The organism is Streptomyces sp. NBC_01006 (assembly GCF_045162725.1).
Taxonomy (GTDB): domain Bacteria; phylum Actinomycetota; class Actinomycetes; order Streptomycetales; family Streptomycetaceae; genus Streptomyces.
The window spans coordinates 17,320-39,311 of the sequence record NZ_CP108702.1 but is presented as its reverse complement, the minus strand read 5'-3'; the positions used below and the strand labels follow the sequence as shown (position 1 = coordinate 39,311).

23 protein-coding genes are annotated in these 21,992 nt (G+C 70.3%); 16 read left to right on the top strand and 7 right to left on the bottom strand.

Going from position 1 to position 21,992, the window contains the following annotated elements; genetic code table 11:
• Positions 1-1,090: 1,090 nt before the first annotated feature.
• The 5 genes from OG509_RS42390 to OG509_RS42370 all read left to right on the top strand — a co-directional run bounded on the left by OG509_RS42390 (position 1,091) and on the right by OG509_RS42370 (position 5,935).
• Positions 1,091-2,563, top strand: a complete 1,473-nt coding sequence (locus OG509_RS42390) for a DNA cytosine methyltransferase (protein ID WP_331740782.1) — start codon at positions 1,091-1,093, stop codon at positions 2,561-2,563.
• 86 nt (positions 2,564-2,649) lie between these two features.
• Positions 2,650-3,414 carry a hypothetical protein gene (locus tag OG509_RS42385; protein WP_331740779.1) on the top strand — a complete coding sequence of 255 codons (765 nt, stop codon included), beginning with the start codon at positions 2,650-2,652 and terminating at the stop codon, positions 3,412-3,414.
• Between the two features lie 59 nt (positions 3,415-3,473).
• Entirely contained in the window at positions 3,474-3,995 is a 522-nt protein-coding gene (locus OG509_RS42380; RefSeq protein ID WP_331740776.1) for a hypothetical protein, read from the top strand.
• A gap of 460 nt (positions 3,996-4,455) precedes the next feature.
• Positions 4,456-5,043 (top strand): DNA-binding protein, encoded by a 588-nt coding sequence (locus tag OG509_RS42375; RefSeq protein WP_331740773.1) that lies wholly within the window; start codon positions 4,456-4,458, stop codon positions 5,041-5,043.
• Between the two features lie 76 nt (positions 5,044-5,119).
• A complete protein-coding gene (locus OG509_RS42370; protein WP_331740770.1) occupies positions 5,120-5,935 on the top strand; it encodes an alpha/beta fold hydrolase in 816 nt (271 codons plus the stop codon).
• Here OG509_RS42370 and OG509_RS42365 read toward each other — a convergent pair.
• Positions 5,932-7,224, bottom strand: coding sequence for an XRE family transcriptional regulator (locus tag OG509_RS42365; protein ID WP_331740768.1), 1,293 nt, complete (start codon positions 7,222-7,224; stop codon positions 5,932-5,934). The two genes, OG509_RS42370 and OG509_RS42365, sit on opposite strands and share 4 nt — an antisense overlap.
• Before the next feature lie 187 nt (positions 7,225-7,411).
• Here OG509_RS42365 and OG509_RS42360 point away from each other — a divergent pair, with 187 nt between their 5' ends.
• The 9 genes from OG509_RS42360 (at position 7,412) to OG509_RS42320 (ending at position 14,681) form a co-directional block, all read left to right on the top strand.
• The gene (locus tag OG509_RS42360) at positions 7,412-8,014 is read left to right on the top strand and encodes a class I SAM-dependent methyltransferase (protein ID WP_331740762.1); all 603 of its coding nucleotides are present in this window, start codon (positions 7,412-7,414) and stop codon (positions 8,012-8,014) included.
• A gap of 21 nt (positions 8,015-8,035) precedes the next feature.
• A complete protein-coding gene (locus tag OG509_RS42355; RefSeq protein ID WP_331740759.1) occupies positions 8,036-8,299 on the top strand; it encodes a hypothetical protein in 264 nt (87 codons plus the stop codon).
• A 369-nt stretch (positions 8,300-8,668) separates the two neighbouring features.
• A complete protein-coding gene (locus OG509_RS42350; protein ID WP_331740756.1) occupies positions 8,669-9,919 on the top strand; it encodes a TfuA domain-containing protein in 1,251 nt (416 codons plus the stop codon).
• Entirely contained in the window at positions 9,909-11,054 is a 1,146-nt protein-coding gene (locus OG509_RS42345; protein WP_331740753.1) for a YcaO-like family protein, read from the top strand. The genes OG509_RS42350 and OG509_RS42345 overlap by 11 nt, the downstream gene beginning before the upstream one ends.
• Complete coding sequence (locus tag OG509_RS42340) at positions 11,051-11,917, top strand: class I SAM-dependent methyltransferase (protein ID WP_331740750.1); 867 nt, start codon at positions 11,051-11,053, stop codon at positions 11,915-11,917. The genes OG509_RS42345 and OG509_RS42340 overlap by 4 nt, the downstream gene beginning before the upstream one ends.
• Positions 11,914-12,927 (top strand): NAD(P)H-dependent glycerol-3-phosphate dehydrogenase, encoded by a 1,014-nt coding sequence (locus tag OG509_RS42335; RefSeq protein WP_331740747.1) that lies wholly within the window; start codon positions 11,914-11,916, stop codon positions 12,925-12,927. The genes OG509_RS42340 and OG509_RS42335 overlap by 4 nt, the downstream gene beginning before the upstream one ends.
• A gap of 69 nt (positions 12,928-12,996) precedes the next feature.
• On the top strand, positions 12,997-13,356 hold the full coding sequence (locus tag OG509_RS42330; protein WP_331740743.1) for a hypothetical protein: 360 nt from the start codon (positions 12,997-12,999) through the stop codon (positions 13,354-13,356).
• A complete protein-coding gene (locus OG509_RS42325; RefSeq protein WP_331740740.1) occupies positions 13,340-14,197 on the top strand; it encodes a hypothetical protein in 858 nt (285 codons plus the stop codon). Before OG509_RS42330 ends, OG509_RS42325 begins: the two co-directional genes overlap by 17 nt.
• 46 nt (positions 14,198-14,243) lie before the next feature.
• Positions 14,244-14,681 (top strand): hypothetical protein, encoded by a 438-nt coding sequence (locus tag OG509_RS42320; RefSeq protein ID WP_331740737.1) that lies wholly within the window; start codon positions 14,244-14,246, stop codon positions 14,679-14,681.
• Between the two features lie 83 nt (positions 14,682-14,764).
• Here the strand turns inward: OG509_RS42320 and OG509_RS42315 are convergent, their stop codons facing one another.
• The 3 genes from OG509_RS42315 to OG509_RS42305 are packed head-to-tail and all read right to left on the bottom strand — an operon-like array spanning position 14,765 to position 17,419.
• Positions 14,765-16,510, bottom strand: a complete 1,746-nt coding sequence (locus OG509_RS42315) for an IclR family transcriptional regulator C-terminal domain-containing protein (RefSeq protein ID WP_406187953.1) — start codon at positions 16,508-16,510, stop codon at positions 14,765-14,767.
• A gap of 1 nt (position 16,511) precedes the next feature.
• Positions 16,512-17,111 carry a hypothetical protein gene (locus OG509_RS42310; RefSeq protein ID WP_331740733.1) on the bottom strand — a complete coding sequence of 200 codons (600 nt, stop codon included), beginning with the start codon at positions 17,109-17,111 and terminating at the stop codon, positions 16,512-16,514.
• A 5-nt stretch (positions 17,112-17,116) separates the two neighbouring features.
• Complete coding sequence (locus tag OG509_RS42305; protein WP_406187952.1) at positions 17,117-17,419, bottom strand: hypothetical protein; 303 nt, start codon at positions 17,417-17,419, stop codon at positions 17,117-17,119.
• Between the two features lie 271 nt (positions 17,420-17,690).
• On the opposite strand from OG509_RS42305, the gene OG509_RS42300 reads away from it, so the two are divergent.
• Positions 17,691-17,873 carry a hypothetical protein gene (locus OG509_RS42300; protein WP_406187951.1) on the top strand — a complete coding sequence of 61 codons (183 nt, stop codon included), beginning with the start codon at positions 17,691-17,693 and terminating at the stop codon, positions 17,871-17,873.
• Positions 17,874-18,305: 432 nt separating this feature from the next.
• On the opposite strand, the gene OG509_RS42295 is transcribed toward OG509_RS42300, so the two are convergent.
• The gene (locus OG509_RS42295; protein ID WP_331740730.1) at positions 18,306-18,449 is read right to left on the bottom strand and encodes a hypothetical protein; all 144 of its coding nucleotides are present in this window, start codon (positions 18,447-18,449) and stop codon (positions 18,306-18,308) included.
• Positions 18,450-19,760: 1,311 nt separating this feature from the next.
• On the opposite strand from OG509_RS42295, the gene OG509_RS42290 reads away from it, so the two are divergent.
• Positions 19,761-20,030, top strand: coding sequence for a hypothetical protein (locus OG509_RS42290; protein ID WP_331740727.1), 270 nt, complete (start codon positions 19,761-19,763; stop codon positions 20,028-20,030).
• Between the two features lie 53 nt (positions 20,031-20,083).
• Here the strand turns inward: OG509_RS42290 and OG509_RS42285 are convergent, their stop codons facing one another.
• Both OG509_RS42285 and OG509_RS42280 read right to left on the bottom strand, forming a co-directional pair.
• Positions 20,084-20,791: an HNH endonuclease family protein gene (locus OG509_RS42285; protein ID WP_331740914.1), complete on the bottom strand. Its 708-nt coding sequence runs from the start codon at positions 20,789-20,791 to the stop codon at positions 20,084-20,086.
• A 90-nt stretch (positions 20,792-20,881) separates the two neighbouring features.
• Positions 20,882-21,421 carry a hypothetical protein gene (locus tag OG509_RS42280; RefSeq protein WP_331740725.1) on the bottom strand — a complete coding sequence of 180 codons (540 nt, stop codon included), beginning with the start codon at positions 21,419-21,421 and terminating at the stop codon, positions 20,882-20,884.
• Between the last annotated feature and the right edge of the window lie 571 nt (positions 21,422-21,992).

Sequence of the window (21,992 nt, the reverse complement as noted above, 5' to 3'; positions counted from 1 at the left end):
AGGAACATGTACACAAGGGTCCGCGAGCTGCCTTGCAGCTGGAAGTGCATTTTTCCCTGGGGTTGTACTCGCGGCCTACCAAAATTTGTTCATTCCGCCGCATTAGTGCGTTCGCAACGGAGAGGAAATGCTGGGTATTTACCGTCCAGCACTCCATGCGCGCGCTCCAGGTTGAGGTCACATTGCGCTGTGTCAGGGCCTCTACGCGATACGCCTGGGTGGGCTTCGCGTAGCCGGGGAGCCATACACCGAGCCACCCAGCGGCGGGAAGGGTCACCGAGGCCAGGGCTCCAGCCTTCAACTGCGGCAGCCACTTCGGGGCCGGCATGGCATCGAGGTCGGCCTCAGGCATGCGCGGCAGCGATCCCGACTTACGGACAGGCCCCCACGAAGTAGTCGGCCTGCTCCGCCTGACGGCGTGCGCCCGGAGGGCGCTGCTCACCACAATGTCCCTTACGCGGCCGGTCAGCAGGCCAGAGGCGTTGCACGCCCGTTCGCCGTAGGGCTCTGGGCTGTGGGTCTCGATCTTTCCGTTCTTGTTGACCGTGACGATCTGGCAGCAGTCCTGGCAAACAGGTAACACGGCCATGTGGGACACCTTCCAACCCAATTGCCAGGATGCTACATCCGGACAATCGCACTTTCGCGGGCTTCCGCATAGTTGGGTGCAGGTCCAGACAGCGGGGGCTCCGCCGCCCACACCCCCGGCCACCCTGCTGAGGGGGGCGACGACAACGCGCGCCGAGTGGGGGAAGGTTGTGGTGCGCGGGGTGGGTCCCTCGTTGGACGCCCCTCCGCACCATGCCCTACGGCCGGGCGGGGCCGGCTCCGCAAGCTCCGCCACCCCCACCCGCCCGCAGGGCCACCGAGAGCGCCGCCCAACGAGGGACCCACCCCGCTCGGCCCGGCACATCGGCGAGCCGCCGCCGGGGCTCGCGGCCTCCCCCCGCGTGTGGGAATCACCCGTTTGAGCTGCGGAAACACCGCCACAATGTCTGCTATTGCTGTAAAATTGTTCTTGTCGCCAAGGGTGGTCGGTACCCACCCTGGCAGCCCGTCAGAAGCCCATCACCACGGAATGAGAGCTGTCATGTCCCTGACCGCAACGGACATTTTCTGCGGCGCCGGAGGCTCCAGCACCGGCCTCGTGGCCGCCGGATACGAGCTCAAGCTCGCCGCCAACCACTCCAAGGTCGCCATCGAGACCCACAGCGCCAACCACCGCGACGCAGACCACATCTGCGCCGACATCAACAACTACGACATGAGGAAGCTCCCGCGCACGGACATCCTGTGGGCCTCCCCGATCTGCACTGAGATCAGCCCCGCCGGAGGCACCCGGCGCAGCGTGCAGGACGGGCAGATCGGCATCGGCGACGACGACTACGAACCTGTTGACCCGCAGGCGTTCGTCCGCACCCGCGCGACTGCGTACGACGTGATGAGGGCCGCCGAGGTCCACTACTACAAGGCGATCTTGTGTGAAAACGTGACGGAGTTCGCCACCGACTGGCGCCTCTTCCGCTGGTGGGTCCAGGGCATTGAACTGCTCGGCTACAACTCCCAGATCGTCTCGGTCTCCTCTGCCCACGTCGGCGGCCCCGACAACCTCCACGCCCCGCAGTGGCGCGACCGCATTTACATCTGTTTCACCCGCGTCGGCATCCCGATGCCGGACCTGCGCCCCCGTCCGCTCGCCTGGTGCGCCGGTTGCGGGGAAGACGTCGAGGGCGTCCAGACCTGGCGCAAGGGCCGGACCATCGGCAAGTACGCCCGGCAGTACGACTACCGCTGCCCCAACACCCGGTGCCGCAACTCCCTGGTCGAGCCCTACACCCGACCGGCCGCCGCAGCGATCGACTGGACGAACCTCGGCACGAGGATCGGCGACCGGACCCGCCCCCTGGCGGCCAAGACGCTGGAGCGCATCGAGAAGGGGCTCCGTCAGTACCCGCAGCGCGCGAGCCTCCTCACGCTCAACCACTCCGGGCACGACGGCCGGGCGATGCTCCCCGAGCAGGCTCCCCTCCCGTCCCGGACGCGCAAGGTCGGCGAAGGCCTTCTGGTTCCCAGTCGCCACGGCATGCTCGTTCCCGCTGGCGGCAGCTGGAACGACACCACCACCGGCATCGCCGAGCCGATGAGGACCCGCACCACCCGCGACTCCGAAGCCCTGGTGACCATGCCCTACGTCGTCACCATGCGTCGCAACGGCCGCGTCGACACCGTGGAACGCCCGCTCGCCACGCTCGCCGCCCGTGGCCGCCACCACGGACTCGTCATCCCCTACCGCAAGGGCACGGCCAAGCCCACCAGTGAGCCGATGCTCACCCTCGCCACCCGCGACTCCGCCGGAGTCCTCACCTCCGCCGACACCGAGCCCCTGCGGGTCGAGGACTGCGGCTTCCGGATGTTGCAGCCGCGCGAGCAGCTGGCCGCCCAGCGGTTCCCCGGCGACTACATCATGCGCGGCAACAAGACAGAGCAGACCCAGCAGGCGGGCAACGCCGTGAGCTGCAATGTCGCCCAGTGGCTCGGCGCCCAAGTCGCCGCCGTCCTCTGATCTGTCATCTATCGCTGTAAATCAGCTTGTGTCGGGTGAGGTGGTCGGTCCGCACCACCCACCCCCCCACCGCACGGAGGCACACCATGACCATCACCGACAGCCAGGTCGCCAGGACCGCCGTACTGGAGCTGGCCCTCAACGCCGCCGGAATCCACTTCAACCACCACGAGTACGTCAGCGCTGCAACCGACAGGATCGTCATCGACACCCCCACCGGCAGCCACATCACTGTTATGCGCCAGCACGGCGGTAACCCCACGCCCCAGCAGGGGTGGCAAGTCTTCTACCGCCCTACCGGGGAGACCGAATACGAGCCGGTCTACACCGGGCGGGCCGACGCCGCCCCGGACACCGACGCCGACGCAGCCGTCACCGCGATCCGAGGCGCCCTGCGGGACGCCTACGCCCGCACCGGGCTGGCCACCGTCCACACCTACATGGATCTCTACGACCACGTAGACAGCCCGACGGATGTGGAGCGGGGAGTGGAACTGGTGGCGGAGGCCGCCAGCGTTCACGGCTACCTGGCGCCCACACAGACACAGGCCGCCTTCACCGGAGCCGTCAGCGACGTCATGCACGCCGCAACCGCAGACCACCACGACGCCGTCGACATCCTCCACCGCGCCCTGACCTACGTCCGCACCACCGTCCGGCCCGCCCCCGTGGAAGGGCTGGACGATTCAGCCTTCGCCGGTGCCATCGCCGACCTGCTCGCTGCCTCCGCACACCACATCCCGGGCGGGTCCGCGCTGAACACAGCCTGCGCCGCACTCGCCCAGTTCACCGAAGAGGCCGAGCCCCGGCCGCTCACCATCCCCCACCAGCACGGTGACAACCGCTCCTGACCACCCCCCGCCCGGCCGGAGACCCGATCCGGCCGGGCCCCACCGCACAAAGGCACTCCATGCACACAACCGACACCCTGCCCCCGCTGTCCGCACATCTGACAGCTGCCCTGAGCCGCATTGGCATCCTCGCCACCCGCTCCTGGGATGGTGACGACAGCTTCCTCGTAGCTCATGTCGGTCCGTGGCTCGTCACCATCAGCGGCACCGGACACCTCAGCGGGGACGTCACCGTGGACCACCCCGTCGCCGACCACGAGAGCCTGCAACTCACCGCCTGCAACACGGAGACCGGTGATTACCGGATCCTCTACGACTCCGCCGGAGCCGTCCGTACCTTGCACGAGGACACGGAGAACCTCCTCGCCGAGCTCCAGCCGGTCATTCAGGGCCGCCGCCTCAGCTCCTGGATCTTCCCGCGCTGCGGCCGGTGCGCCACCGGACTCTTTGCTCTGCGAGACGTAACCGCCCTGCTCTACTGCACCAACCCGGACTGCGACCACTACATCTATCCCAGCGAACTGGTCGACGCCGACGAATGGGAGCTACGCGACGGCATTCTGGCCGTCCGCGCTGACTGACCCGACTACCGCCCGGCCGGAGCCGCGAAACCGGCCGGGCACCTTCATGCCCCAAAACGAAGGGCGATGCGACGGCCACCCGAGGACCCGACCCTGGCCGCGCGCGCCGGAACACGGCTCAGGCCGCCCAGCGACACCCGGTCCGCCGGCCATCCCCCGTGCGCACCCCGGTGCTCCCCCCCCCCCCCGCACCGAGCCGCTCCCAGCGGGGGAGCGCGACGGCAGACCGGGGGCCAGCCCCTGGCCGCGCACGCAGCAGCAGCACCAGGCCGCCGGGCGACACCCGGTCCGCTGGCCGACTCCCGGTGCGCACCGCCGCAGTCCCCCGGCTCAAGCCCGTCGTGGCACCGACCGCCCTACCCGTACCGGAAGACGAGCCTCTTCATCAGCCCCGAGCCACCAACACCCGCCGGTCCGGCGTACGGCACGCTGGACCCGCCCCACCGAAAGAGAGCCGCGGATGATCCCCCAGGGACGCAGCACCATGACCGAGGACGACATCGCCACCGCGAGCGGCCTGCCCGTGTACACCTGGCGGCGCCGCCACGGCGCCGACTTCCGCGCCCGCGTCCCCGTCCTCAACCCGCGCGAGAGGCTGCGCCTCTACGACGCCGCTCAGGCCACCGCCTACATCAAGGGCGCCCCCATCCCCGCGACCCCTGCCGATGACGTGCTCCACCCCGACGACCTCCTCAGCGACAAGGAAGCCGGAGCCGTTCTCGGCATCGACGCCACCACCGTCCGCGCGTACGCCACCACCGGTTACCTCCCCGCAGGCACCGAGCGCCACGGCCGATCGTGGTGGACACGCCGAAGCATCGAAGCCCGCCGCGACTCCCCGGACCAGCGTCACCACAACCCCGGCCGACAGCCCGGCGATCCCCGCAACCGCTCCCAGCGCCACCGGCACGACCCCCGCGTCACGGAGGTCTCCGCCCTTCTCCTCCTGGAACAGGTGACCACCGCCGAGATCGCCGAGCGCTACCAGGTTGGCCAGCGCACGGCGCAGAGGCTGCTCGCCGCAGCCCGAACCGTCTCCGAGGACTAAGCAACGGCTCGATCGAGGGCAACCGCGGATCCTTCGGCGCCCTCGTCCCCAGTGAGGTGTTCTCTACGATCTGTCCATGACCTCTGAGTTGGACGTCGCGTTCGGATCGTTGGACGGCACTGCGCTAAAGGGGACGCTGACGGTGCCCGAGCGCACGGCGGTGGGGGCGGCAGTCCTCGTGCACGGTGCCGGGGTTACCCGGCATGAGGGCGGGTTCTTCACCCGGCTCGCCGCCGGGCTCGCCCACGAGGGCGTGCAATGCCTTCGGTTCGACCTGCGTGCGCACGGCGCGAGCGGTGGCCGGGCCGAGGAGGTGACGATCGCGGGAGTCGCCAACGACATCCGGGCCGCGAGCGATCACCTGCGCACCGAGGCGGGCGTGGACCGGCCGGTGCACGTGATCGCGGCCTCGTTCTCCGGCGGTGCCGCCGCGCTCCATGCGGCCCACCGGCCACAGGACGTCGATCGCCTGGTGTTGCTCAACCCCCGTCTGGACTACCGGGAGCGGTACGTCACCAGCCGCCCGTACTTCGACGCCGACTACATCACCGCGTCCGCCGCCCGGGACCTGGACGAGCGCGGCTACACGGAGAAGTCCCCGTGGGAGCTGGGCCGGGCCCTGCACAACGAGGTGTTCTACCTCGACCCGGACGTCTACCTGCGCCAGGTGAGGGCGCCAGCCCTGCTGGTGCACGGGACGAAGGACACGTTCGTGCCGGTGGAGTCCTCCCGCCGTTACCTCCCGGTGTTCGGTGGGCCGGCCGAGCTGATGGAGCTGGACGGGGCGCAGCACGGCTTCGCCGTGCACGAGGACCCCCTGTACGCGGATCCGCAGACTCAGGTGTGGCAGGCCGCCGTGATCGAGAGGGTCTGCGGCTTCCTCGCCGGTTAGATCGGCAGGGAGGTCAAGGCCTGGCGGAGTTCCCGGACGGCGGGCCGCCGTGCGTACGGGCGGAGGTCCCCGGCGGTGCGGCGTAGTTCGCCGAGCGCCTGGCCGAAGCCGGGGACCGCGGCGAGCTGGAGTGCGGACAGCCCGGTGGCGGCGGCGTCATCGGGCTGTCCGGCGGCGGCCAGGGCCCCGGCGAGGTGGGCGGTGAAGAAGGCCCGGTCGCGCGTGGCGAACGCGCCCTCGGCCAGGTGCTGGCGGAGCAGGGTGACCGCTTGTTGGGGCTGTCCGGCTTCGCGGTGGCAGATCGCGCTCTGGGCCATCAGCCGGTTCTCGCTGTATCCGGCACACAGCGGGCCCGTGCAGGTCGCCGGCTCGGCCGGGGCCGCGGAGGCGAGGGCATCGTGGGCCTGGCCGAGGGTGCGGGCGACCGAGTGGGGCGGGGCGCCGGTGAGCGCGAGAGCGCGGGCTTCCTGCTGGAGGGCTTCGGCGCGGGCGCGCGGGGGCAGCCTCCAGGGGCCTTGGGCAGCGGCGTGGGCGAGGTCGAGCATGCGGGCCGCATCGCCGCGATCGGCGGCCTGGGCTTTGCGGAGCAGCACGTAGGCGTGCATCGGGCCGTCGCCCGTGATGCTGGCCCATTCGATGGCCCGGTCGTGGAAGTACAGGGTGACCTGGGGCGGCGCTCCGGCGTCGCGGTGGAGGAACGCGGTGAACTCGGCCGTGCGGGCGCCGACCATGAGCAGCTCGCGGCGGACGGATGAGCGGGTGTCCCGGGCGAGTTCGTCGATGACGGTGAGAAGCTCCAGCGCGGTGGGCAGTGCCTGGCGCGGTCCGGTGCGTCCGTCGCTGCGCGCGGCTTCGTCCAGCGCTGAGCGCAGGTGGCCGACCAGGGCGTGGTCGCTGTAGCGGCGGGCGTTGGCGAGGGCGGCGGCGAGCTGGCCTTGGCCGCCGGGGTTGAGGAGAGGCGCCGCGCCCACGACGAAGCCACCGAGGAAGGAACGCCGGCGCATGGATTCCTCCTCCTGGTCGACGGAGTCCTTCCCCGAGGCGGGAGGAATGAAGCCGAGCTCGGCGAGCGGCACCCCGAACATCGACTCCAGGACGCGCCGGGTCATCTTCCGCTTGGGCCAGCCGGGGTCAGCCGACTCCCACCGGCGAACCTGGCGCACGGTGATGGTCGCGGGTTCGCCCAGCAGCGCCGAGTGGGCCTCGTACGCGTCGGCGACATCGCTCTGGCTGTGCCAGCCCAAGAGCCGACGAGCATCGGCGAACTTGCTGTTTCCCGGTCGGGACATGGCTACCCCCGGTCGCGGACCTCGCGGAGAGCGGCGGCCGTGAGATCGCGGCCACCCAGAGTGAGAGCTCTGACGTTACTCCCGTCAAATGTCCTGTGATATGTCCTCGTTGCTTCCCGCGGGCGAACCTACGGTCCTCAGTACGGCCCACCCACTCCCGTGCGACAGCCATCCCAAGGACCACACCATGAGTCGTCCCGCCTCCCCGCCGCATGCGCCGGGCACCATCCGCAGCACGACCGGTCCCTGGGACCTGAACATGATCGCGGCGCACGGCCCGATCACCGCCGCGGAGCAGCTGTTCGTCGCCGAGCACATGGTCACCGGGCGAGCCGGCCGTACGGCGGTCGAAGTCGGCTGCGGCACGGGACGCTTCGCGCACTGGCTGCACCACGCGCACGGCTACCACGTGACCGGACTCGACCTCTCGCCCCACAACCTGGGCCTCGCCCGGCTCCGTGGGCAGGGGACCGGCCTGTCGTACGCGGCACACGACGCCGAGACGGGCCCGCCCCCCTGGCTCCCCGTCGACGGAGTGGACCTCGTGGTCGCCCGCATGACCACCCGCTACCTGTACGACCCCGAACGGCTGCTGCGCCAGGTCCGCGACCGGTGGCTCCGCCCCGGAGGCTGCCTCTACCTCCAAGTGCTGGCGAGGCCGTTCCCCGACGAACTCCAAGGCTGGGCGATGCCCGAGAACCTGCCTGCCTATATGGACGGCTGGGCAAGCCGGCAGCGCATGGACGAAGTCCCCCGCGCCCACCTCGTGCTCCGCACGTCCCCCCGCTGAGCCACCCACCAAGGACACAGCATGAACAGTCCCGCCTCGAAGAACCTGCGACCTCTCCGATCGGCGGGCACCCGCCGTGCCAAGGACGACCGTCAGCTCCCTCGCTGGCTCCGCGAGGGCGCGGTGGCCGTCGACGACGGCGGACGTCGAGGCGTCGTCCAGTTCATCGGCGAGTGGGAGGACCCCGCCACCCGCCGCATCAACCCATGCGCGATCTTCCTGCGCCCCGAGGGCGGCGGGGTGGAGTGGATCGTCGCCGACCACGTCACCCTCACCCAGGGCTGAACACCCCCAGATCCCCCGCCCCTTTCCGGGGCGGGCGAGCGGACCCGCAGGCGACCAGCCGCAGGGCCCGCTCCACCACCGGTACGGGCGGTTGGCCGTCTGCACCGTCCGCAACCGCAACACATGAAGAAGGAGTAACCCGTGGAGCAGTCCAAGTCCGCAGCCGCCAGTTCAGCGACGCCGGCCGAGGCGATGGAAGAGATCGCCGAGGCCGTGGTGGTCGCCCAGGACGTCTTCGACGAGGAGTAGCCGTTCCTTGAACGCCCTGAGCCGGGCGCCCCTCCCTCTCCCGTTCGTTCCACCCACGGGACACGGGGGAGGGGCGCCCTCCCCTACTCCTTTCACAGCGCCACTGTCCGGAGGTCCCAGGTGATCTACGTGTTCGTCGGGCCGACGCTCGCGAAGACCGAGCCGCAGCTCGCCGTGCCCGGCGTGCGGGTACGGCCGCCGGCCCGGCACGGCGACCTGTTCGACAGCGCCCTGCGCAGCGGCGACACGGTGGTTCTCATCGACGGCGTCTACCACCAGGCGCTGGCCTTGCGGCACAAGGAGATCCTGGCCGCCATGGGCCGGGGTATCTCCGTGATCGGCGCGGCGAGCATCGGCGCGCTGCGGGCGGCCGAGCTCGCGCCGTTCGGGATGCTCGGCGTCGGCAGCATCTACACCTCCTACGTGCGCGGAGAGATCGACGGCGACGACGAGGTGGCGGTCGGCCAAGCCCCGGACGGGCAGTGGGACGCGCTGACCTGGCCTGTCGTCAACCTCCGGCAGGTCCTGCACCTGGCTCAGGCCGCCCACGTACTCGACGAAGACAGGGCCGCCCAGCTCCTGGAGGCGTTGCGCGCGGTCTACTACCCGCAGCGCACCACGGCCGCGGTCTGGGCCGTGTGCCGCCGCCAGGGCGAGACGGACTTCGCCGCGTGGCTGGCCGGGCGCCTCGACCAGAACCGGTACTTCGGCGACCTCAAGCGGGCCGACGCCCTCACGGCGGTACACATCGCGCTAAGCGGATGGGCGCAGCCGGCCGAGACCCGGCCTGCTCCGGCCGTCTGGGAGACGACGTACTTCCGGCGCTGGTCCAACACCTTCACCCGTACCACCGTCGACGGGCTGGAGCTGGCCACGGAAGACCGCCTGGTCTACCAGCAGGTCTTCGACCCGCACTTCCGTACGAGGTGGACGGCCTACCTTGAGCACCGCTCCCTGAACCCGGCCGACAGACCCGGGCTGCCGCTCGACGTGCGCCTGACCCAGCTCACGGGCGGGAACGTGCCCGCCGATCAGGTCTTTCACCCGCCGCTCGATCTGCGGGACGAAGCGAGCGTGGCCCTGCTGCTGGAAGGCGAGAGCGGCCAGGACCGCAAGGCGGTCGCCCGGTACGCCGCCGCCCTCGCGCGGATACAGCGCAGCCGGCCCGGCTTCTCCACCGACGCGGTGCGCGACCACCTCACCCGCCAAATTCTGCTGCGGGTGTGGCAGTGCCCACGAGCGGACTTCGACGCGGAGGCGTCCGCGCGCGGACTCGTCTGCGGCGCCCGCGCGATTGAGGCGGCCAAGCGGATCGTCCCGGGCTTCCTGGAGGAGAGCAGCGAGAGGATGGAGGCCCGTCATGCGTGTTGACGACCTGGTGGCGCTGCCGGGCACCGTGCGCGCCCGAAGGCCCGAGCAGACGTGGGCGGCGGTGGCCGGGCTGCTGCCCGAGTTCGGGATCACCCGCCTCGCCGACCTCACCGGCCTTGACTGCATCGGGCTACCGGTCTGGACGGCGATCCGGCCCGCCTCCCTGACCCTGAGCACCTCCCAGGGGAAGGGGGCCACGCCGCTGCTGGCGAAGCTGTCGGCGGTCATGGAGGCCATCGAGCTGTGGCACCTTGAGCAGCCCCTGCCGATCTCGGCACGAGGCCCGGCCACCGAGGTCGCCCCCCACTGCCTTGTGGCCGCGCTGCCGATGACCGTCCCCTACCCGGACCACACCCTGCGCCAGATGGTGTGGGAGTGGACAGCAGGCACGGGCCTGGTGAGCGGCCAAGACCAGCTGCTCCCGGCCGACCTCGTCCGATGCCGGGCCCGCAGGCCCGAGTGGAGCCCCGACCTGCTGCGCGCGACCAGCACCGGCCTGGCTTGCGGGAACACACGGGACGAGGCACTGCTGCACGCCCTGTTCGAGGTGGTGGAGCGCGACGTGCTCTACCGCGAGGAGGCGGACGGCGGATCCTGGCGCACCTTCATCGCACCCGGGACGGTCCAGGACCCGCACGCCCGTGAGGTTCTCGACATGCTCGCGGCCGCGAGCATGTCGCTGGAGATCGCGATGGTCGACGGCCCGTACGGGCTGCCGGTGTGCGTGGCCTACCTGTGGTCGGAGGACCTCCCGGTGGTCTTCGCGGGCGGCGGCTGCCACAGCGTTCCGGAGATCGCCCTGACCCGGGCCCTGGCGGAAGCCGCGCAGTCCCGGCTGACCGCGATCTCCGGGACCCGCGACGACCTCACCAGCGCCCCCAGCAGCACCGGCACCCCGGCCTTCCGCCCCGCACGGACTTCCGGGCTCGTGCCGTGGCCGGACGCGACCGGCCACTTCGCCGCGGCCGTCGGCGGCTTCGCCGTCCAGGCCGCCGACCTGGCCGTGGAGATCGCCCACGCCACCGGGCACGAACCGGTCGCCCTGGACCTCTCCCACCCGAACAGCCCGGTCCACGCCGTGAAGGTCGTCTGCCCCGGCACCCGCTCCCGGATCAGGAGGTCGATGCCCCGATGAACACCACCAGGGCGGCGGCGTCCGGGGGACGCTCCGCCCAGTACGACGCCTTCCACACCGCCCGCGCCCGCACCGATCTCGTGGCCCGCCTTTACGCAACCGCGATGGGGGAGGACTACCCGGCCGAGACCGTGGCCTCCAGCTCCTGCGACTGGCCCCTGCTGGGGCTGATGACGGCACGCCTGCGGATGCGGCCCGGCCAGCTCCTCGTGGACGCCGGCTGCGGGAGCGGAGGGATCGGCCTGTGGCTGGCCCGCGCCCTCGCGCTGCGCTTGGAAGGCTTCGACCTCTCCCCGGTCGCCGTCGCGCAGGCCACCGGTCGCCGAGCCCACTTCCTCGGCTCCGCCGACCGGGCCGCGTTCCGCGTGGCCGAGCTGGAGCACACCGGCCTGCCCGGCGGCCATGCCCACGGCATCGTGTGCGTGGACGCCCTCGGCAACGCCACCGACCGGACCGCCGCGGTGCGCGAACTCGGCCGCGTCCTCGCCCCGGGCGGCCGACTCCTCCTGACCCGCTCGACGAGGCGCGGCACCGACCCCACCTGGCACCAGCAGGCCCACGCGGCCGGACTCATGGTGGAGCACGTGGACGAGCGCCCCACCGAGCCGGCCATGTGGGACCGCCTCTACAAGCTGTGGATCGCCCACGCCGACTACCTGCGACGCGAACTCGGCGACGTCGAGACCGAACGGATGCTCCGCGAGGCGCACCAGGTGCTACCCAAACTTCCCGGCCGCCGCGCCGTCCTGCTGACCTTAAGGCGCCCCGCACACGCTCTCCCGGCCCCCAGCACGGCCGATACGATGACCGCGCCCCGCCCTCTCGGCGGCCAGCCCCCGTTTCACGAGGAGATCCCGCAGTGACCCAGCACCGTTCTCTCCGCGCAGCGGTGCTCTCCGCCGGGTCCTGGGGCACCGCCGTCGCCAAGATCATGGCCGACGCCGGTACCGACGTCATCGTGCACGCCCGCCGCAGCGAGATCGCCGACACGATCAACACGGAACACCGCAACCCCGGCTACTTCCCGGACATCGAGCTGCCCTTCACCGTGAAGGCCACCACCGACCCGGCCGTCGCCCTGGACGGCGCGGACTTCCTCGTTCTGTCCATCCCCGCCCAGTCCCTGAGGACCAACCTCGCCGCATGGGCGCCGCACATCGGGCCCGACACGGTGATCGTGTCGCTGATGAAGGGCATCGAGGCCGGGAGTGGGCTGCGGGCGAGTCAGGTCATCACCGACGTGACCGGCGTGCCGATGGATCGGGTCGCGGTCCTGTCGGGTCCGAACCTGGCAGCGGAGATCATGGCGGGGCAGCCCGCCGCCGCCACCATCGCCTGCCCCGACGAAACCGCCGCCCGCCGTTTCCAGACGGCCTGCCACACCCCGTACTTCCGGCCCTACACCAGCACCGACGTCGTCGGCTGCGAGCTCGGCGGCGCGGTGAAGAACGTCATCGCCCTTGCCGTCGGCATCGCCTCGGGCATGGGCCTCGGCGACAACTCGACCTCTCTGCTCATCACCCGCGGGCTGGCCGAAGCAACTCGCCTCGCCACGGCGATGGGCGCCGAGCCGGCCACCCTCGCGGGCCTGGCCGGCGTGGGCGACCTGGTCGCCACCTGCTCCTCCCCGCTCTCGCGCAACCGCACCTTCGGCACTCACCTTGGCCGCGGCCTGAGCGTCGCGGAGGCGACGGCCGCGACCCGGCAGACCACCGAGGGCGTCAAGAGCGCGGAGGCGATCCTCGCCATGGCCCGCGCCCACGACGTCGAGATGCCGATCACGGACGTCATGGCCGACCTGCTGAACGAGAAGATCACACTCGACGAGGCCGCCGCCGCACTGATGCAGCGGCCCGCCAAGCCCGAGCGCTGACCCCCCGGGCGCCCCGCCCGCGGGGCCGCCCCTCAGCACCTTCACCCTCCCAACCCGGAGGCTCCCCCTATGCACGGATCCGTGCTGTCCGCTGCCCAGATCGCCGTCACCGTCGCTCTCGTGGCGTGGATGATCTCCGGCTTCACCCGCCTGTCCGGCCGCTGGCTGCGCTGGAAGATGTTCTGCCGCGGCAACTTCATCATCGTCACCCTCACCGGCACCACGAAGGACGGCCGCACCGAACCGGTCAGCGCCTACAGCCACCTGACCCCCGGATCCTTCCTCCTCGGTCCGCCCCAGCTCGTGGCGATCGTCAACCATCTCGTCCGCAGCGGCCGCTACGACCGAATCGACGGGCACGGCCGCCTCCTGTCCGAACGGGGCGAGCAGCGCGTGGAGGTGAGGGACAGCCGTGTCGTGGTTCTTTGACGCTCTCGCCTCCGGCTTCCAGCACCCCACCAACCCCGGACACCTCCAGCAGTTCCGCATCGTCTTCGGCACCGTCCTCGCCCTGCGGTTCGCCCTCTCCATCGGCCAAGGCGGCTGGGACCGACTCGTCCCCGGCTCCCTGAGCCTCCACCTGACCAAGCAGCGCTTCGGCCCCACCCGCACCCGCCTCCTCGCCAGCGCCTACCAGCCCATGCTGATCATCCGCACAGCCGCCGCCCTCACCCTGGCCGCGGGTCTCGCACCGAGGGCCTCACTCCTGCTGGTCCTGGCCGGAGCCGCCATGGAAATGCTCTACCTCAAGAGCCCCAACTCGATCCACTACACCCTGCTGACCGGAGCCGCCCTCCTGGCCGCCGGAGACCTCGGCCACGGCCTGCACATCGCACACGCCCCCAGCACCGCCAACACCTGGGCGCAGTGCCTCCTCGTCCTGATCACCACCGACATCTACTGGAACTCCGCCTGGCAGAAGACACGCTCACGGCAGTTCCGCACCGGTCTCTACCTCGCCCAATGGATCCACACCTACACCCAGGTCAAAGACCAGCTGCCCTACCGGCACGAGCACGCAATCCCCGGCTTCGTCCGCCGCCACATGGGCAACCTCACCCACCGCGACATCCGCATCTGGCGACTGCTGGCAACCACTGTTATTGCAGCGGAAATCGCGCTACCCGCCGCGCTGCTCTTCCCAAGGACGACGCCGTACGCCGCCGCCGCGGGCATCGCGATGCATATCGCCTTCACCTGCCTCAAGCCCCGGCAGCTCGTCACCTTCTCCGGACTCACCACCGGCACCTACTTCGCCTTCACGGCCTGAGAACCGCACGCTCTGAGGCTGGCCTACCCGGTGTGGCTCTGTTCTCGTGAACAGAGCCAGCCGTCCACGCGCCAAGGCGCTCCTGGCCAGCTGCGCGTGCGGCTGGCGCGGCGCCGCCGAATACCCGCTGGACTGGGACGCGATCGGCGACGAACCGCTCTACGAGGCGGACGTCGATCTCACCGGCCCGCTCGCGGACTGGAACGGGCACCTGTCCCTCGTCCGCGACAAGGCGGCACCGTTGCCCGAGCCGGTGGCCGCCCTTCTGGTCGAGATCGCCGAACAGTTGACCGCAACTACCGCGGACGCGCCGCTGGCCGCGCTGCGCGCTGCCGGGGTGCTGGAGCGGATCGCCGCCCGCATCGCGAGGGAGGCGGCCTGCGCGGTGAGCGATGCCGGCTTGTCCGCCGAGACGGTGGCGACCGGGCTGGGGACGACCCGCTCCAAGGCCTTGATGCTGCTCCTGACCGCTCAGGACGGGTGACACGTGGTTCCCTGGCCCCGCCGGATGGCTCGTGCTGGGGTCCGATGTGCTGGCGGGGGTGCCAGCACACCGGAGCGCGACGGTCAGGGCAGAGCGAGGGCCGTTCTACTCCCGGCTGCCCGGGGACCTGGCCCGGCCGCGGCGGGACGGGTGGTGTCGGCGGTGGCGGCGAGGAGGAGTGCCAGATGGATGCCGGCGGAGTTCTGGCTGAGGGTGTGAGCGGTCTCCAGTAGCCGGGGGTGGAGGTGGGCGGGCAGGGACAGGGCGATGCAGGCGGCGCGGCCGGGCATGGCCAGGGGGAACGCAGCGCAGACTTCCTTGTCGGAGTATTCGAGGAGGTCGAACTGGCCAGCGTGGGGTCCGTGGACGTCGAGTTCGGCGAAGAGCTGTCTGGGGTCGGTGATGGTGCGGCCGGTCAGGGCTCGGGGCTTGTAGCGGGCGAGGTGGTCCATACGGCCGGCGAAGTCGAGTTGCGCGAGGAGGCTCTTGCCGACCGCGGACGCGTGCGCGACCTGGGGGAAGGGCACGCCCTCGACGACTGGGGGAGCATCGGGCCCCGAGGCTGAGGTCACCACGGCGAGCTCGCCGTCGGTGTAGCGGGAGTAGTAGACCGCCGCGCCCAGCTGCGCGCACAGCTCGTCGAGGGTGATCCGGACCAGTTCGCCTTCGAGGCCTGGGGTGGTGGTGAGCTTCAGACGGCTCCCGGGGTAGTGCTCGCCGGCGATGCTCTCGATGAGCTGCTGCCCGCGTAGCCAGTGCAGCAGCCGCGTGGCGGCGGCGAAGTTAAGCCTGGTGCGGCGGGTGACCTCGCGCGTGGAGATGCCGCCAGCCTGGCTGATGAGGTGGAGCATGTCCTGGGCCCGGGCGACGGTCTCCCACTGGCGGTCCCGCTGCTGGACGGCCGGCATGTTCCGGGCCAGCCCGGTGAGCCGTGCGGGCCGCAGTGCGTGGACCGACCACCACGGGTCGCCGTCCTTCGCCGCCGATCCGGCTCCCTCACCGGCCGCCCGAGGTGCGCCCGCCGTACGCAGGGGCAGCACCTGCCCGGACAGCGGCGTCGCCGCGTGCTGCCGCCCGGCGTCCGCACTCCGGGGAGCCGACGCGGGTGCAGGTGGCGGTAGGGGAGGGGGCGTGGGGCGTGCTCTCCTGCCACGCTCAGTAGGTGTGGGCGACGGGGGGAGGATGAGGCGGGGGCTCGGTCCGGTGTCGTGGCGAGCCACGCGCTGGACGGGGACCGGCACCAGACGGCTCATGGCGACACTGGCGGAGCCGTACTGCCCGCTGGCGGACAGGATGCCGTCCACGACGGTCGGAGTGTGCACGCGGACCTTCTGCTGTTGGGTCCGCGAGGTCAGCCCGAGGGCAAGGCGCAGCTCTCCGGCGTACTGGGGATCTTCGGTGCCGGGGGTTGCGGTGAGGCGGCCGGCGTTGGCGGCGAGGAGGCGTTCGGCGTCCCCGTGCCCGTGGCGGGCTGCCTCGGCGATCAGGAACCGTACCTCTGCCAGGGGCCCGTTCGTCCGTGCGGTCACCACGGCGAGCCTGAACAGGGCACCGGGATGCCCGGCTTCGGCAGCGGCGCCCAGGCATTCGACGGCCCGTTCCATCTCCTCGCGGGCCAGGGCTTTGGAGCCGAGCCGGTACAGCGAGTTGGCCAGGGCGCGTTCGCTCGGGGTGAGCCGGTACAGGTGGGAGAGCGGTCCGAAGTCGCCTTCGGGACGGTCCCAGTAGTCGCGCGGTCCGGCAAGCTGGGCCAACAGATGCGCGAGCCCGGCCGGGACCACCGGCTCCGGGCGACCCGGCCCGCCGCGGTGATCGTCGTACGTGCTCACATCAGTCACCCTTCTGTCCGTGCTGGTGGTTCTTTCCGAGCCCGGCCCGGATATGCCGCGCGAGTTTGCGGCGCAGGAAGCGCAGCGCGTCGTACCGGTCTCGATACAGGCGCTCAAGGGGTATCCCGAGCTCGGCCGCGATCCGCTCATCACTCCAGCCGCGGCTCTGCAGCTCCACCACCTTGCGCCGTCTGCTCTCCTTCATCGCCCGGATCGCGGGGATCACAAGGCCTTCAAGGAGGTCCTGCCCGGTAAGGAAGTCGGCGGCGGCCGTGATGCCGGGAACGTCGCGTCCCCGGATCAGCAGGCGCCGGTCGGCCCGGCTCTGGTGGCGGATCTCCGACCTGGCCCGGTTACGAGCGGCCCGTCGCAGATAGGCGACCAGGTCCGTGCTCTGTGGAAGACGGCCCGCCATCGCGAGCCGGCCCGTCGCCAGATACGCCTCCTGCACCGCGTCCTGACACGACGCCAACGACAGCCGCGGGAAGTCGCGCTGCAGCGCGTACGGCTCGCGCGCGCAGAACTCGGGGTACAGGTCGAGCAGCCGCTGGGATACGTCGATGAGGACGGCGGACTCGCCTTCGAGGCCGTCACCGACCACGGGCCCTACCACCGGCCCTGCCCCGGAGCTCCGAGGGCGGTGGTCACGGTCACCACGGCGACCGCCCCTGCGGGAAGACCTTCGAGCGTCACCGTGACCACCGGGCCGGGGGAGGGCGCGAGCGAGGAGACCAGTAGCTCGCATTCCTCGCTTCGGCCGGGGTCCTCACAGACGTCCGGCGGAGCGCATCGGCACGGGCCGGACTTCCCGGACCTACGGTGCTGCCACAGACGCATCAGTGCGCCCAGCGCGTGCAGCGCGCTCAGGGCGGCCGGGGCGTGGCCGACCGCCTCCATGAACGCTGTCATGTACGTGGCTCCATCTATCGGTGGAGCACCCATCGGCGCCCCTTCGCCCCCAGACGCCGCCCAAGTCCTCAATCTCCTCTCTGACGCCCCAGATTCGCCCTTAACGGTTCACACTCGCCTGAGTGTGCGAATTTTCATGGCGTCTGTCGAAACTGCGAAGCAGAGGCCCGCGAACGGCTCTCCGCTACGCGAAGGCTGGTCGGTGGACGGCGATGTCCCACGCGGGGCGGGGGATTTGAGTTATGGTGCTCGATCGCAGCAGACTCCACGGGTGACAGCTCCTCCACGCGGCCGCGGCCTTGGCCGAGGAGTCGCCCAACCGATCCCGCAGTCCGCGTCTACCCCGGCGGAGCCCGCATTCGCGGGACTGAGCGCCGTACCCGTCTGTGTCGGCGTCCTCCAGGCGGCCGTCGTCCAACTGGAGGCCACCGCCGGCCAGACCGAGGACATGTGACTCAAAGCCGCGGTCGAGGCGACCGTAGCTCACCTGCGCGAGGCCATGACACCGCCCACGAAAGCGCCTGGCGCGCCGCCCCACTGGAACCGATGACCGCTGATCGGCTCGCCGCGCTCCTCTCTAGCCAGGAGCGAGCGGGGCAGCTGATCGGCGCAGGCGGCGGTGGGGGGAGCCCGTGGACCGCTGTCGGCCCCACCAGCGTGGCTGTCTGTCTGAGGTTGTCGCTGTGGGCGCGGTGAGATCTCGCTGGATGACCTGGTTCGCTTGATACGGGGCCTGTCAGGCTGCGAAGGTGGCGGACGGGGAGCGGGGGCTCACCATGGGTGAATTGCCTGCGGACGCTACCCGGCGGACGTTGGCGCGCATGAGGCTCGGGTGCCCGCCGCTGGGTGCGGCGGGCCCCGTCACTGGACTGGTCGTCGGCTCCGTCTACGATGCGGAGCCGGCGACCTTCTCCAGCAGCGCCAGCAGGTAGTAGGCGAACGCGGCCGGGTAGGCCCACTCGTGGGCGAACCTGCGCGCGTGCCGACCGCATGCCAGCGGTAGCGGATCTGCCCGGCGGTGACGTCCCATGGGACGCCTCCCCCCTTTGTGCGCGGCCCGGTGCGGCCGGGCTGCCGGAGCGCCGGGGTTTCCGGGCCCGCGGGACCCGGAAGAATCGACCCCTCCCGCGGGGGTAAGGCGATCCGCTACGGCGGTAGTTCACCACATCGCCGTTGGGCTGCGTGGCCACTCGATTGCAGTCGGTTTGAGGCGTGTAGCGGTGCGTAGCCGCCCTTGTTGCGGCATCGTCGCGGGTGGGAACGCACGCTCGCGCGGCGGGCAGCGCGGTCTCTGTGCGCGTTAAAGGATATGACTACACAAAGTTACAAATGTGTTCTGCATCACATGGTGTGATGGGTGGTGGGTATAGTTTTCCCTGATCGCAGGAGGCAAGCCACGCCAACGCTTCACGGACCCTATCCGCTCCGTAATCATGTTCGTCGTTCGCTCCTCCCCATTTGGATCTTCTGGACGGGCCGCCCCACGGCACGTCAGAGTCTTGGCGGCCGGCGTAGGCGTCGCGTTGGACCTCGGCGCGGGGCGGGGGTGCGGTCCGCCTGTATGGGGCGCTCGTCTTGCATCCGTCGAAGGCTGGGGCGGTCCAGGACGCGTAAGTCGATTTACGCGTCCCTGCTCCCTGTGTGCAGCCTCGGCAGAGTTGCCAAGAAGCGGAAGTGCGGGTTGATCCCGCGTGCATGGCCGTGGTCAGTGTCCTCGCCAGCCCGTTCGATGCCGCGCGTCGCGACAGCCTCCAACCTACTCACGTGAGTACCTTCGTGGCGTTTATCAGGACATCACCAAGGATGTCCCTCGGAGAGCACCTTCTTCGTTAGCGGCGCCCGAGGGCTGCCTAATGCCTGGGGCTGGTTCACCGCCCGGGCCACTCCGAACTCGGCGAGCGCGTCGGCTCTTGCTCAGCCGGTAATGGGAGCTTCGCAAAACGACTTACGGACTCCGCAGCCCCAGTCGCCGCGTCCAGAAGCAACAGTGCAACCGAGGGCCCAGCGCAGGAACGTGCCGGGGCGTCGGCTACCCAAGCCGCGGCCCGGTCGCGTTCTTCGAGGACTTCGGCGGCCGCGGCGCGTACGGGCGCCGCTCCCTGAAACCCACCGCTCGACTCAGGCTTCGAGGGCCTGGAAGCGGTGACGGTTGATCCCTGATGGCGCACCGACGTCACTGACAGGACCGACCCCGCTCAGCCTGCACTGTCAAATGCGATAGGTCGCCCGGCCGGATGCTGACGCACGTACTTTCAGCAGGTCACCCTCAAGGTCCGCATGGGCAGTCGCGGCTGGTGGCAGGCTCCGACCGGCCCGCGGGACACGTCGGAAGGATCTGGACATGCTGAGCCGTCGTGAACGCATCGCGGTGGACGGATTCCTGCTCGCCGTGCTCGTGGCGGTCGCCGGCTGGGGCGCAGGAACGTACGGATACGGCCGTACCTCACAGGTCCTGATCTGCACGAGTCTGCTGATGGTGCTCGTCACGGCCTACCGGACGGTGATGGACGGCCTGGTCCTCACCCGCAGCCCGGCCATGCCCCGGATCCCGGTGTCCGAGGAGGTCCGGCGCTATGCCGCCCGCCAAGCAGGCCTCGACCCGGACGCCTGACTGCGGTCGGTGAAGACCGTGGCCTTGGCCGACCGCAACTGGCCGACCGGGGTTCAGGGCGCGGGTTCGTAGGCGACGGTGGTGGTGGGGCAGTCTTCGGCGAGGCCGAGGAGGGCTTGGAGTTCGTTCTCGTCGACGGCCAGGTCCCAGCGCAGCTTGGTGCCGACCCAGGTTGCGGCGTAGGTGCAGTGGTAGGAGCCGTCCGACGGCAGCCATTCCGCCGGGTCCTTGTCAGCCTTGGACCGGTTCGAGGCGGCAGACACCGCGATCAGTGTGTCCGGGGAGGCCTGGTCGTTCGCGTACGCCTCCCTACGCGCCGCGCTCCACGTCGTCTGCTCCGAGTCGAAAACCTCGGCCAACGGGACGAAATGGTCTACATCGAGGCGGGCCGCGTCGGTGACGACGACGTTGTCGTACGCGGAGCGCCAAGTGCCGCCGGTCAGTTTGCAGCCGGCTGCGACCTGCGGCGCTTCGACGGCTTCGGCGAGGATGACTTCCTTGCGGGTGTCGCAGCCGTCCCCGGCGTTGAGGCCCTTGTTCCAGTGCTTGTACAGGTCCCGCTTGTAGCCCTCGCGATGCTCGACGGCGACAGGGAGCTGGTCGATCGCCTCGAACAGCGGCAGCGGAGCCCGCAGCCCGGCAGGGCCAGCGGCCAGGGCGGCCGCAAGTGCCGCCGTGACGGTGGGAGCGGAGTGCGCGGCCGGAGCCGCGGTGAACAGGGGCAGGGTGCAGAGGGCGAGGGCGGGCAGGCCGCGCAGCATCAGGTTCTTGATCACAAGAGCCGGTGTATCGGGTCCCCTGTGAGATCCCGAGGCTGGTCGCGGCCAACTCACTCGTCTGGATGTCCCGATTCACCGAAGAAACGCGCCTGCTTCCTCAGCTGCGTCAGGGGCGAGGTAACCACCCTCGCCCGGATCCCGGCTGACGTCCGCATGCACGATCAGCTGTACCTCTGCCTCACCGGGGGTACGTCGCAACCGACACGGACCGGCCGACAAGAACAGGGCTGAGATCCGCTGCGCAGCTTCGAGTGCGGCCTTCAGTCCGGTGTCCTCGGGGTCGATCTCCACGGTGATAGAGAGTCCGTCCTCGCGTGTCAGGCGCAGGTCCAGGTGGGCGGACCACGGCGGAGACCAGACCACTCGGCACCCCCGATTCAGCATGCGAGGCAGGTCGATGCATCGTATGGACGCCTCCTCGCGGATGCTCCAGCCGAAGGTCTTCGCCCATTGCGTGACCGCCAGGGTGATGGCCGGGCTGGCCTCTTTGACGGTCAGGCCGGTGAAACTGAAGCCGGTCGAGGACTGGTGGGCGCGTAACGAGGTGGCGAGGGTCGCGGATTCGACGGCTGTCGTCTGCTCGTGGCCCTGCCGGATCGCGTCCTCGGCCACGTCTTGAACCAGGCAGTACGCTCCCCGATGACGAATTCCATTCGGGCAGCGCCACTCCCGGGCTCCCGACCTTCGCCTAGATCGATTCAGACACCCAAGCGGGAGGGGCGCTCGCGGTGTCGCGGAGGTGTCGCGCCACATCGAACTCGTGCGTCTCTAGGCGGCGCCTGGCCGTGTCCCGTTCCGCATCGGTGAACAGGCCCTCGTACCACGGCAAGAGGACGAACGCCTCAACGCTGACATCCAGTCGGCGGGCACTCCACAGATTCGTGAACCCCTCCGAGGCATTGCGCCCCCGCAGCAGTTGCTTAGCCGCCTGGACCCCTCCAACCTCACCCAGCATTTGCATGAAACGCACAGGGTTATAACCGATTTCCCGTTTAAGGCGCTGAGCGCCGGCCACCATGTCTAAGAGCTGTCCCGTAAATGATCTACGGCATGGAGCTCGACCAGCGACGCTGCGCCCGATCCGGCGTGGGTGAGTTGCGCGGGAGGAACATGCCAAGCACGTTGCGGTGAACGCCTTCGTCTTTGAGGCGGCAGTCACGGAGGATCTTGCAGGCAACGGAGG